The following is an 11,622-nucleotide window of genomic DNA, read 5'->3' as shown; positions in this document are numbered from 1 at the left end:
TGCTGAGCAAACTTAGCGTTAAAATAAGCGCAGCAAAATCTGGGGTGTGTAATATGAAGTTGGTGTCTTTGCCTAATAAAATTTTAAACTGTGGTAATTTGCAATTAGATTTGTCAGAGCCACATGTGATGGGGATTTTAAATGTCACACCGGACTCTTTTAGTGATGGTGGCAAACATAATGGTAAAGACCAAGCTATAGCACATGCCTTACAAATGATTGCGGATGGCGCGACAGTGATTGATGTCGGTGGTGAGTCAACACGTCCAGGCGCATCTGTTGTTGAGGTTGAAGAGGAAATTCGACGGGTCGTACCCGTCGTTGAAGCATTATCCAAACACAATGTGGTGATTTCTATCGATACCTCGCAACCTGAGGTGATTGAGGCAGCGGTTCAAGCAGGTGCGCATATCTGGAATGATGTACGTGCATTAACTCGGCCGAATGCCTTAGAAACCGCTGCAAAACTGGATATTCCAGTGATCATTATGCATATGCGTGGAGAACCCACCACGATGAATAATCTAGATCAGTATCAAGATGTCGTTGCTGACGTCATCGATGAATTAAAGCAACGTGTGCAAGATGCATTGGACGCAGGCGTCCGTGCAGAAAATATTATGATTGATCCGGGTTTTGGTTTTGCTAAAAATGCGCAGCAAAACTTAAAGCTTTTACAGCAATTCTATCAATTGAATAACATGGGCTATCCGATCCTGTCTGCATTATCACGTAAGCGTTTTATCGGTGAAGCACTTGGTGGTGCAGATGCACAAAATCGCGCTGTAGGCTCGGTTGCAGCGCATTTACTCAGCATTCAACAAGGTGCATGTATGGTTCGCGCACATGATGTCAAAGCGACGGTAAATGCGATTCGTGTTTGGCAAGCCATGCAGAATGCAGTGTGATTTGAAAATACTGAATCCCAATAAATTTGGTGAATTGTAGTATTTGTGTTATATAAGCGCCCTGAATGTTTTGTGATAGAGTTTCGTATGTTTGCAGATTTACTGCTACCCATGTTTGATGATGAATATTACCCAGATGTGTTGGTTGCAGAGGTGAAGTTATTGGTTGTTCAATTTGCGAAGAAAATCGCAAAAGCAGATTTAAGTTCAACTGATATCTACCATTTTGCCAATGAAACGGTTGCACAGCTCAATAAGATGAAACCTCAATTTGAAGATTTAGATTCGTCTTTGGATGATACGGCTGCAGATTATATTGCAGAAGCCATGATGATGGTGCTGCAAGACGAAGGCCATATGGATATTGAAATGGAAGAGTTAGTTGCTAACCGAGAATGGTAATTGAACTTTAAAAAAAGCCCTGTAGTGACAGGGCTTTTTTGTGTCTAGGGATTTAAAAAATTATTTAGCTTTGTCTATAAAATCTTTAAACGATGATTTGATCGATGCTGATAGTTTCTGTTCTTCTTGCATGGCTTGTAAGTGTAGGGCGTAGAAATACGTTTGATGCTCTTTTTGTTTTAAGGATTGTTGATAAGACCAAAATGCCAGTTGGCGAAGCTTTTGTAGTTTTACTCGTTCAATGGCACTGCTATCACGTTTATAAAACAATTCAGTAAATACACATAAAAAAAGACTGAAAAAAAGTCCACAGAGACTGATGAGGTTTAATACATCTGTTTGTAGATATTTAAAGTTAGTAGCGAGGATAAGTGTGAATCCCCCAAGGAGATACAGTTGTATTTGCAGACGTTGAACTGCAAACTTACTGCTAAAACGTGCTTGATAATGTGCATACCAAACATAGCAATAGATCAAAGGAAGAATAATCAATACACCAAGATTGAACGCCATTTTGGGGGCGTGAATTGAAAGTGCCGTTGAAAGTATATGCCCAAGTGCTGCGCTGCCAAGTGAGATAAAAAGTATCAGGCAAAAGCTAAAGATTAAAACGGGTGCAGTGGGTGTTAGATTGATAATTTTGAAATGCGCAAACAGCAACCGTTGATAACAGGCATCGGGATGCTTGAGTTGTAGTGTAGGGAGATCAAAATCTGAAGATATTGGCATTGAATAATAATAGATTTATAAATTTTAGGCATAAAAAAACCAGCAAATTGCTGGATCTTTTATTGCACCAATCTTAGAAGTATAAGAATGGTGCCCGAGGCCAGACTCGAACTGGCACGCTTTGTGGGCGGGGGATTTTAAATCCCCTGTGTCTACCGATTTCACCACTCGGGCATGTGCGCAATAATAGAGGACGAAATGGACCTTGGCAAGTGTATTTGATGGTGTTTGTTTTAAAATCAATCAATTCATGCATATAAGTTGAAAATATTCAAAAATAGTGATGTATTGAATGACATTTTGAGCAGTGAATTAAAGTTTTTTTCACTACACCAAAGTCAACTTATTTCATTAACTCATCAAGATAATGTTCAACATTTTGGTGCTTTAGCTTTTTACACAGCTGATTTTCCTGATGTAGCATTTGTATGTGCAAATTTTGGAACTGGGTAAAGCGCTCAGATAACCACTTGTAGTTTGCTTGATTCGGATTACTGAGCATTAAACGTAATTTTGCTTTAAGCATTTGTTTATACGACCAATAAGCAATACGACGTGTTTCATGCAGAAAATAGTATTCTTGGGTGTTACTTCCACCTTTGAATAGATTTTCTTTATAAAAACGCACAAAGCCGAAACTCATGGCGAAAAAGAACAATACAGATTGAACAAAGGTGCTTTGTAAAAAGGCGATATTGAGTAATTGTAATAAAATCACGATCGCAAGTCTGAACGGCGTATTTTTCAAACTTTGATACAGGGACATTGAACTGTGCTTGATTTGCTTGATGACTAAGGGCACAACCAGCATGAAAAACAACATAATACTTAGTACAGCAATACCATGAGCTCGAAACTCACTCATATTAGGTAAATACAGTTGCACTGCATGACCAATACTCATGCTCAAAGAAATAAAAATCATCGCCGCCAAAACCCAAGGAATAAGCTCTTTGAGTTCGTCTAAAATGCCTTGAGTTTTCAGTTGGCTATAAAATAAATAATTATGTTTAAAGGCTGCTGGATATTGCTGTTTCAGTTGTTGAAGGTAAAGTGCAGCCGGTTTTTTTTGAGCCATATTGTGACGTTAATATTAAAGCGTGAAAGTAATATAGTTGATTTCGATATTTTTGACAGAATTTTTTTTCTAAATCATGTTGTATATCTGAACATTATAAGAGAAAACGCAATTTCTATAGCGAAGGTCGCAGTTTTCACGCTGCTTTTATGCGAAAATACATACTTATTGAATATTAAGTTTTTATAGGCAGTTTATGACTGATCATTCTCCTGAAACATTAAGCGATATCGAAATTCTAGACATTCTTCAGTCGATGAAATCAGATGTTTTAAATACTGAAGCAAATGAAGTGATTCGTAGTGGGGGGAAAGCTGGTCGTCAAGAGGCTCATAAACAAGCTTTGGTGAAATTAAATCAAGCATTTGAAGATAAATTTGTTGAAGCTGTGACTTTGGCTTTAGGCTTAAATGAAGGCCAAAGTAAAAAAATTCGCTATAAGAAAGACCGTATCCGTATTTTGAAAGTTCGTGGTATCGATTATTTAGCGATTGATGGTGCTGAAACTGCACAAGTATTGTCACAAGTTGCACAAGCAATTGTACGTGAAGACGCAACGGTGACTCATGACCTGCATAATATTTTCCCATTTTGGAAAGAAGGCTGGCCAATGGTGCAATTCGACAATGTCTATAAAATTTTAGAAGATGACATTCGTATTCATTATGAAGCAGTTCTAGAAGCATTAATTTCAAAGCATTAATCACAATGATTGGGTTGTCTGCTAGTGAAAAAATAGTTAGCAAGCGTATTTTTTAGCATCAAAAAAGCGTATTAAGTTTATTGCTGCCTCCACAATTTTTACAAGAAGAACCCCCAATAGAGGTTCTTCTTGTTTTTACATTTTTATCAGGCATCAAGCGTGATTTTGAAAGCTTTCTTTTAAATAAATTCAGCTAAGTTATTTTGAATAACCTTTAGTAAACGCTAAGTAGGCTTTATCGTAAAGTTGAGACTTAAATTTGGATGATTTGGTAAATATCAGTTTTTAAATGTTTGTGTAACAAAGCCGTATTGAGTTGTAAATGTATACGAATACAGTTTGATCACAACAAGTGCGCTTAAGCAAAAATAGACAGTAGGGTCCGAATCGGCCAGCTAAAAAATCGGAACCAAAAAATTAAGGGATTATAAAAAAACAGACCAAAACGCATGGTTTCGTCATAATGTTGTCGACCGCGTTCATAGGGATAAGGTGTTAAAAACCAAGCAGTGACGATCAATGCAACACCGATCAATAGAAATAAAGGTTGTGGATGAGCTTTAAAAAAATAATAGATCAGATAAGCCCCAGTATAAAAACTAAAGCAAGTCAAAATCGCTTTAAGTGAAAAAGACATCTTCGTATTCCATCGTATTTATATTTTATTGTTTTAGAAAAAAAAGAATCGAATTAATCCGATTCTTCTGGTGTATCTAGTTCAGTTTCAGCCTGTTGTAAGCGGGTCACTAATAATTGGTCAATTTTAAAGTGGTCTACATCCACAACTTCAAATTTGTAGCCATGATAGGTGACAAAGTCCGCTGGACGTGGAATTTTACGCAGTTTAAACATCATAAAGCCCGCAAGGGTTTCATAGTTTTCTTCATCGGGCATTTCATCTAAAGCGAGGGCATGCTTTAAATCTTCGATTGGTGTACTGCCATCGATAAGCCAAGAATCCGCATCACGTTTAATAATTTGTTGTTCTGCTTCAATCGGTGTTACCCAGTCGCCCATCACGGTAATCATAATGTCGGAGAGGGTAATAACGCCGACAACCAACGCGTATTCGTTAATTACTACGGCAAATTTTTCTTTGGTTGAACGAAAGCGATCGAGTAATTCAGACAGTGTTAAGGTATCTGGAATCGTGAGGACATTACGAATAGTATTTTCATTGAGCTGTAGAAGTGACTGATTGTTCAAGATACGAACCAAAATATCTTTGGCATCTACATAACCAATCACGTCATCAATATTTTCACTACAGACCAAAAACTTCGAATACGGAAATTCTGCGAGTTTTTGACGAATACTGGCTTCTGATTCTTTTAGGGTAAAGTACACCACATTTTCACGTGTAGTCATACTTGAAGGGACATTACGTTCTTCCAGTTCAAATACGTTTTCAATAAAGTGGTGTTCTTGCTTTTGTAGTACACCAGCTTGAGCACCGGCATCCATCACGGCTGAAATATCGTCAAAGGTAATATTGTCATCACGTGTTGTATTCACTTTAAATAAACGAAACAACAAATTGGCAATGGCATTAATCACCCACGCCATTGGCTTACACACCTTAATAAAGATTTGAATCGGGTCTACAACAGCAACGGCGATTTTTTCAGGTGCGATCATCGCCAAACGTTTTGGCATTAAATCAGCAAATAGAATGAATAAGGAGGTGACTAAAGTAAACGACAGGGTGAAACCAATGGTTTCAGTCCACGGGCCCTGATAAAAACGGGTCACTAAGGTAATGAAATAGGGGCGAAATGCACCTTCACCCAAAATACCACCAAGAATTGCCACAGCATTTAAGCCAATTTGTGATGCGGCGAAAAAGTCTGCTGAGTTGGCTTGTAAGTCAAGCACACGTTGTGCACGTGAATCTCCAGATTCAGCCAAAATTTTAAGTTTTACTTTTCGTGCACCCGCGAGGGCAATTTCTGTTAAGGAAAGAAAACCTGCACCGACGATCAGGAGAATAATAATGACAATATTTTGGAAAAGGCTCACGAATACACCTGTTTGTGATTCATTCTATTTTTCTGTATTTCTAACACAAAAATGGGCAAGGTAGTAGTCTTAACTACTACCTATATGGTGACAGTATACGTTTGAATTAATAAGGAATTAAAGAATTAATTACTGATACTGTGAAAACTGAGAGTTATTCATTAAGTATTCGCGGTTTTCTTCTTCAATCATTTGACGTGCAACATACAAAATAAGTTGACGTAACCAGCGATGAGCAGGGTGATGATGAAGTAACGGACACCACGCCATTTTTAATTCAAATTCAGGAATATAGAATGGTGGATCGCGAAGTAACAGGTTTTGACTTTTGGCTTGAAGGCGAGCGATACGGCTTGGCAGAGTCGCAACCAAATCAACATTCGAGGCCAATAAGCCAGGCATTTGATAATGACGAGTAAAAACTGAAATTTTACGTTTTTGGCCAATACGTTCTAGAGCCTGATCAATCCAACCTAGACCCGCTTGTTTTTCAGGATTGACACCAAAACCGACACCCATACCTGTTTTAGATACCCAAATGTGTTGTGCATCTAGATAGCTCTTCAGGTTTAAATTATTTGCAGCAGGATGTTTGGCATTTAAAAGGCATGAAAAACTGTCACGCCAGACCAAAACTTGGTGGAAACTTTGCGGAATTTCATTAAAGCGGTTAATCGCCAAGTCGACTTTACCTTGTTCCATATCTCGATAAGACACATCACTAGGCGTTAAAAAATCGAGAACCACATTGGGTGCTTCTGAGCGCAAAGCTTTTACTAGGCGCGGCACCAGTGTTGCTTCAGCATAATCTGAAGTCATGATGCGGAAGACACGATTTGAGGTGTAAGGGCGGAACTCGGTACGGGGTTCCAAAATCATCGAAAGGTCAGAAAGTGCATCACGAATACGTGGCTGTAATTCAAGCGCACGTTCTGTAGGTGTCATACCTTCTGAAGAACGAATAAGAAGTGGATCATTAAATAAGTTGCGTAGACGACGTAAAATATTACTCATCGCGGGCTGAGTTACACCCAGTTGCTCGGCAGCACGAGTCACATTTTTTTCACGAAGAAGTACATCAAGATAAATTAATAGATTGAGATCGACCCGCTCCAGATTCATAAAATAAATACCGACAATAAAATCATGAAATTTATCTGATTATGCCATAACTACTAAGGCTTGTGTAAAAAATGGATGAAAAAATGACGTGTACTATTGTACTAAAATTCGGCAGTTTTAAGACAAATTTGCTGAAGTCGTAGCACATACTTCTTAAATACTTATTACCTGTTTAGACCGATATTTTTAAAGTGAATGAAATAAAAATACGGAGCAATTTTGTTTATGTGATGCGATGTTCATAAAACAAAAAAATTAGATGAAATATCTCATTTGTATGATCATTTGAAGACGGAATAACCGAGTATTTAGCTCGGTAAATTTGGGCAAAAAAGGCGTAAAAAATGCTGTTTTTTTTAAAAGTGAATGCTCAGTCGACTTAAGTCTAATGAAGAATAATTCATCAGAGTGTTTGTAAAATAGACAAAAAAATCAGCCAAATTTATTGATAAAATTATTTAAATACAAATACTTCTGAATATTGGTTAATTATTATAATACGACTTTAATCTACATATTTTTTAAATAAATACTGAAAATTAATGCAGAATATTGGATTAATTTTTTTAGTCAATCTACTCTGTGTCTATCGCAACGAAGTGTTCTAAATCTGAACAATCATTCGAGGGTATGATTTTAGCCTTACGTTGCAGAAAAATCCTAATATTATTACAGGAACATATCATGTCTACATACTTAACAGCGATTGATGCAATCCGTGAATTAAAAGCAAAATTCGGAAGCACTTGGCGCGATATTAGCCCAGAAGATGCTGCACGTATGCAAATGCAAAACCGTTTCAAAACTGGTTTAGACATTGCGAAATATACAGCTGCTATTATGCGTCGTGATATGGCTGCTTATGATGCTGATTCTAGCAAATACACTCAATCATTAGGTTGCTGGCACGGTTTTATCGCACAACAAAAAATGATTGCGAACAAAAAATATTTCGGTACAACTGAACGTCGTTATATCTACCTTTCTGGTTGGATGGTTGCAGCTCTTCGTTCAGAATTCGGTCCACTTCCTGACCAATCTATGCACGAAAAAACTTCAGTTCCTGCATTGATCGAAGAAATCTACACTTTCCTACGTCAAGCTGACGCGAAAGAATTAAACGACTTGTTCCGTGCGCTTAAAAAAGCAAACGAAGCTGGTGATACTGCTAAAGCTGCTGAAATCACTGCTCAAATCGACGGTTTCCAAACTCACGTTGTGCCAATTATTGCTGACATCGACGCTGGTTTCGGTAACGAAGAAGCGACTTACTTACTAGCTAAGAAAATGATCGAAGCGGGTGCTTGTGCACTTCAAATCGAAAACCAAGTATCTGACGCTAAACAATGTGGTCACCAAGCTGGTAAAGTTACAGTTCCACACGAAGACTTCATCGCGAAAATCCACGCTCTTCGCTATGCATTCTTAGAAATGGGTCTTGATGATGGTATCATCGTTGCTCGTACTGACTCTGAAGGCGCTGACTTGACTCAAAAAATCCCAGTGGTTAAAGAGCCAGGCGACATCGCTTCTCAATACATCAGCTACTTAGACACAACTGAAATTGACATTTCAGAAGCTCAAGAAGACGAAATCCTAATCAAGCGTAACGGTAAACTTCACCGTCCAAAACGTCTTGCTTCTGGCTTGTACCAGTTCCGTCCAGACACGCAAATTGACCGCGTTGTACTTGACTGTGTATCTAGCCTTCAAAATGGTGCTGACCTTCTTTGGATCGAAACTGCGACTCCAAACGTTGAAGAAATCGCTCACATGGTTAACCGTGTTAAAGAAACAGTTCCAAATGCGAAACTTGTTTATAACAACTCGCCTTCATTCAACTGGACTTTAAACTTCCGTCAACAAGCTTACGACCGTTGGGTTGCTGAAGGTAAAGACGTTTCTGCTTACGACCGTGCTAAACTAATGAGCGCTGAATACGATAACTCTGAATTAGCTGCTGAAGCTGACGAAAAAGTTCGTACGTTCCAAGCTGATGCTTCTCGTGAAGCGGGCGTGTTCCATCACTTGATCACACTTCCGACTTACCATACAGCTGCTCTTTCTACTCACGAGCTTGCTCAAGGTTACTTCGGCGACCAAGGTATGCTTGCTTATGTAGCTGGCGTTCAACGTAAAGAAATCCGCGGTACGATTTCTTGTGTTAAACACCAAGCAATGGCTGGTTCTGACATCGGTGACGACCACAAAGAAATCTTCGCTGGTGACAACGCGCTTAAAGCGGGTGACGATGCGAAAAACACAATGAACCAATTCGCTGCTCACTAAGCATTGAACTGATTCGAAAAAAAGCCCAGCGAAAGCTGGGTTTTTTTATGGCCTTAAAATCGTGTTGAATTTAGGTTCTGTTGATATTTCATAATGACAGCCAAATAAATATGTAAGCTAAGGCAACTGATTTTTCATAGTTCTGCTTGAGTCTTACAAATGTATTCTGGATTGTTTTTTTGGATAGATAGCAAGCCAAACTGGGACAACTCTTAAATAAGCTTTTGAAATTGAAAAGATTTGAATGAAATATTTGAAGCAAAGAAAAGTGGTGGAATGGAGCAGAGATAGAATATTACATTATTGAAGAAGCCTTTAGTGGCAGGTTTGTGCGCCTTTAATCAACAACTCATCGGAATTAAAACAAATACGCTATATCTACACTTGTATATTTAATAAGCTTTCTTTGCGCTAAAAAAGCGACACTTATCTGATGGCTTTGGTCAAAAGGTATGCATAAAAACAAATGAATGGACAATAAAAATGGAAAAAAATCTCTGGATCAGGACACTTCTTTGTATGACAGTTACGGTGTCGCCACTTACTTTCGCAGCGACAACCACTGCACCCGTTCCACCCAATAGCCAGCAAGTCTTTTTTGTCGGCAATAATTGGGATGGTACGGTTACAGTGATCAATCCTGCAAAAAACTATCAGAAAGTTGGTGTCATCAATATGGTGCCCGACAAAAAACAACGCCTCACTGAAATTTACCTCAACCCAGTAAAATTAATCGCTTATAGCTATATTCGTAATACGGCAGGAGAGGGAAATGATCAATTGGTCGATGACATGTATTCCACACCAGATGGCAAATCGGTGGTTGCATCACGCCCAAGTTATGCAGATGTAGTCTCGATTAACATTGCAACGGGGAAAATCAATTGGCGCACACCCGTTGAAGGATTTCGAGCAGACCATATGGCGGTTTCACCCGATGGGCAACAAGTTGCTGTTTCAGCATCTTCAGGGAATGTTGTACATGTACTCGATATCAACACGGGCAAAGAATTAGGACGTTTTGCGACGGGCGATAAACCACATGAAAATATCTATTTTGCCAACGGTACTAAAATTCTAAATTCAGCCATTGGAAATGTCGAAACAGCCATGGATGCATCTTGGCAAGATTTTACTAAAGGCAAACGCTATATCACGATCGCAGATGCTCAAAATTATAAAGTCCTTAAAAAAATCGATTTTAGACCTGCTTTAGATGCCGTGGGACGAAAAGATCTGTCTAACTCAGTTCGACCGATTGTATTTAGTAAAGACGAATCCAAAATCTATGCACAAGTCTCATTTTTTAATGGTCTGGTCGAATATGATCTCAATCAAGACAAAGTCACACGCATTGCACAGCTTCCGGGAAGTGCAACTATTCCCTCTGATCGCACCAAATGGGTGAATGACTCACGCCATCATGGGCTTTCAATCAGTGGTGATGGTGAAAAACTGTGTGTCGCAGGAACCATGGATGATTATGCCACTATAGTAGATCGTAAAACTTTGACCGCGGCGAAATTGATTGCTGCAGGTAAACCGTATTGGGCAACGCAAAGCCCAGATGGAAAACGCTGTGTAATTTCTGAAAGTGCGACAGATGCAGTAACAGTGATTGATTTCGCGACAGGTGAAAAAGTCATCACAGTTCCAGTTGGCAATCACCCACAGCGTGTTCGTTTGGGTTATGCGCCAGCAGGATGGGGCAACTAATAATTTAGATAAAATTAAATAAAAAGGTAAATTCAGAGTCAAATCGGCTCTGAATTTTTTAAATATCAGAAGGTGTCTAGAGACTGCATCATGAATAAAAAATGGATTGTTTTAGGTTTGACGTTTAGTTTAATTTTATGGTTGATGATTCAGTTTTTAAAACCACGGCAGCAGGAGGTTCATGAACAGCTACCTTTAGATCAACAAAAAGTGTCCGAAACACATTCAGATCAAACCACGGAAAATGTTTTACAGCATTCAAGTTCCAAACCCAAACAAGAAAGACAAGATAATGAAACGCACACCCAGTTATTACAGCAACGTGAACAGGTATTTCAACAATTTCAGCAAATAAACACGCTGATGAGTCAGGGACAGCAGCCGAATCAAAATCAAGTACTCGCTCTACTCGAGCAACAATATAACTTGGTTAAAAAAGGCGTCGTGAAATTGGATGAAGCCATTTCATCAATTCAATATTTACGACAAATACTTCCTGAAATGGACAGAGCTTTGGATAGACAGTTAGCTAAACTGGAACAACTCAAAAAATGAATTAACTTGAATAAATAAACTTTTAAACTAACCAAACTTAAATGAAATAATTATGGTGAAGAACAAAAGTAGAGGGGCACGGAAATAGAATAGTAAATTAA

At 38.6% G+C, this 11,622-nt stretch carries 11 protein-coding genes, 1 tRNA gene and 1 pseudogene; 6 read left to right on the top strand and 7 right to left on the bottom strand.

Translation table 11 applies throughout. The annotated features are described in order from the left end of the window. Positions 1 to 53 precede the first annotated feature (53 nt). Both folP and FTU12_RS03210 read left to right on the top strand, forming a co-directional pair. On the top strand, positions 54 to 908 hold the full coding sequence (gene folP, locus FTU12_RS03215) for a dihydropteroate synthase (RefSeq protein ID WP_218948057.1): 855 nt from the start codon (positions 54 to 56) through the stop codon (positions 906 to 908). A gap of 87 nt (positions 909 to 995) precedes the next feature. Further along, positions 996 to 1,310, top strand: a complete 315-nt coding sequence (locus tag FTU12_RS03210; protein WP_078191338.1) for a DUF5713 family protein — start codon at positions 996 to 998, stop codon at positions 1,308 to 1,310. Between the two features lie 60 nt (positions 1,311 to 1,370). Here FTU12_RS03210 and FTU12_RS03205 read toward each other — a convergent pair whose 3' ends face one another. From FTU12_RS03205 to FTU12_RS03195, 3 genes are all read right to left on the bottom strand, one after another. Continuing rightward, complete coding sequence (locus FTU12_RS03205) at positions 1,371 to 2,039, bottom strand: hypothetical protein (protein WP_180107748.1); 669 nt, start codon at positions 2,037 to 2,039, stop codon at positions 1,371 to 1,373. Between the two features lie 88 nt (positions 2,040 to 2,127). Continuing rightward, positions 2,128 to 2,213, bottom strand: a tRNA-Leu gene (locus FTU12_RS03200). 169 nt (positions 2,214 to 2,382) lie between these two features. Next, complete coding sequence (locus tag FTU12_RS03195) at positions 2,383 to 3,117, bottom strand: hypothetical protein (RefSeq protein WP_180107749.1); 735 nt, start codon at positions 3,115 to 3,117, stop codon at positions 2,383 to 2,385. A gap of 196 nt (positions 3,118 to 3,313) precedes the next feature. Here FTU12_RS03195 and FTU12_RS03190 point away from each other — a divergent pair, with 196 nt between their 5' ends. Beyond that, positions 3,314 to 3,820: a hypothetical protein gene (locus tag FTU12_RS03190; RefSeq protein WP_078191335.1), complete on the top strand. Its 507-nt coding sequence runs from the start codon at positions 3,314 to 3,316 to the stop codon at positions 3,818 to 3,820. Between the two features lie 358 nt (positions 3,821 to 4,178). Here FTU12_RS03190 and FTU12_RS03185 read toward each other — a convergent pair whose 3' ends face one another. From FTU12_RS03185 to FTU12_RS03175, 3 genes are all read right to left on the bottom strand, one after another. Further along, positions 4,179 to 4,457, bottom strand: a complete 279-nt coding sequence (locus tag FTU12_RS03185) for a hypothetical protein (protein ID WP_180113739.1) — start codon at positions 4,455 to 4,457, stop codon at positions 4,179 to 4,181. A 53-nt stretch (positions 4,458 to 4,510) separates the two neighbouring features. Beyond that, positions 4,511 to 5,839 (bottom strand): hemolysin family protein, encoded by a 1,329-nt coding sequence (locus FTU12_RS03180; RefSeq protein WP_078191332.1) that lies wholly within the window; start codon positions 5,837 to 5,839, stop codon positions 4,511 to 4,513. Positions 5,840 to 5,968: 129 nt separating this feature from the next. Beyond that, positions 5,969 to 6,961, bottom strand: coding sequence for a LysR family transcriptional regulator (locus tag FTU12_RS03175; RefSeq protein ID WP_078191331.1), 993 nt, complete (start codon positions 6,959 to 6,961; stop codon positions 5,969 to 5,971). 684 nt (positions 6,962 to 7,645) lie between these two features. Here FTU12_RS03175 and FTU12_RS03170 point away from each other — a divergent pair. Next, positions 7,646 to 9,250 (top strand): isocitrate lyase, encoded by a 1,605-nt coding sequence (locus tag FTU12_RS03170; RefSeq protein ID WP_168378085.1) that lies wholly within the window; start codon positions 7,646 to 7,648, stop codon positions 9,248 to 9,250. Between the two features lie 88 nt (positions 9,251 to 9,338). Here the strand turns inward: FTU12_RS03170 and FTU12_RS16630 are convergent. Next, a pseudogene (locus FTU12_RS16630) lies at positions 9,339 to 9,440 on the bottom strand (IS5/IS1182 family transposase); the annotation flags it as partial. 329 nt (positions 9,441 to 9,769) lie between these two features. Between FTU12_RS16630 and FTU12_RS03165 the strand changes: the two are divergent. Together FTU12_RS03165 and FTU12_RS03160 are read left to right on the top strand one after the other, a co-directional pair. Further along, a complete protein-coding gene (locus tag FTU12_RS03165) occupies positions 9,770 to 10,966 on the top strand; it encodes a YncE family protein (RefSeq protein WP_257227278.1) in 1,197 nt (398 codons plus the stop codon). A gap of 90 nt (positions 10,967 to 11,056) precedes the next feature. Then, positions 11,057 to 11,521, top strand: coding sequence for a hypothetical protein (locus FTU12_RS03160; RefSeq protein ID WP_180113737.1), 465 nt, complete (start codon positions 11,057 to 11,059; stop codon positions 11,519 to 11,521). Positions 11,522 to 11,622 lie beyond the last annotated feature (101 nt).

Source organism: Acinetobacter sp. YH12063 (assembly GCF_013419715.1).
Taxonomy (GTDB): Bacteria; Pseudomonadota; Gammaproteobacteria; order Pseudomonadales; family Moraxellaceae; genus Acinetobacter; species Acinetobacter amyesii.
Note: the sequence above shows the minus strand (reverse complement) of the source record. Positions and strands in the feature narration are given on the sequence as shown.

What these genes read in the sequence shown, in the direction of transcription:
- FTU12_RS03190 (WP_078191335.1), top strand. Translation starts at nt 3,314, where the DNA reads ATGACTGATCATTCTCCTGAAACATTAAGCGATATCGAAATTCTAGAC.
- folP (WP_218948057.1), top strand. Translation starts at nt 54, where the DNA reads ATGAAGTTGGTGTCTTTGCCTAATAAAATTTTAAACTGTGGTAATTTG.
- FTU12_RS03185 (WP_180113739.1), bottom strand. Translation starts at nt 4,457, where the DNA reads ATGTCTTTTTCACTTAAAGCGATTTTGACTTGCTTTAGTTTTTATACT.
- FTU12_RS03195 (WP_180107749.1), bottom strand. Translation starts at nt 3,117, where the DNA reads ATGGCTCAAAAAAAACCGGCTGCACTTTACCTTCAACAACTGAAACAG.
- FTU12_RS03170 (WP_168378085.1), top strand. Translation starts at nt 7,646, where the DNA reads ATGTCTACATACTTAACAGCGATTGATGCAATCCGTGAATTAAAAGCA.
- FTU12_RS03175 (WP_078191331.1), bottom strand. Translation starts at nt 6,961, where the DNA reads ATGAATCTGGAGCGGGTCGATCTCAATCTATTAATTTATCTTGATGTA.
- FTU12_RS03160 (WP_180113737.1), top strand. Translation starts at nt 11,057, where the DNA reads ATGAATAAAAAATGGATTGTTTTAGGTTTGACGTTTAGTTTAATTTTA.
- FTU12_RS03210 (WP_078191338.1), top strand. Translation starts at nt 996, where the DNA reads ATGTTTGCAGATTTACTGCTACCCATGTTTGATGATGAATATTACCCA.
- FTU12_RS03205 (WP_180107748.1), bottom strand. Translation starts at nt 2,039, where the DNA reads ATGCCAATATCTTCAGATTTTGATCTCCCTACACTACAACTCAAGCAT.
- FTU12_RS03165 (WP_257227278.1), top strand. Translation starts at nt 9,770, where the DNA reads ATGACAGTTACGGTGTCGCCACTTACTTTCGCAGCGACAACCACTGCA.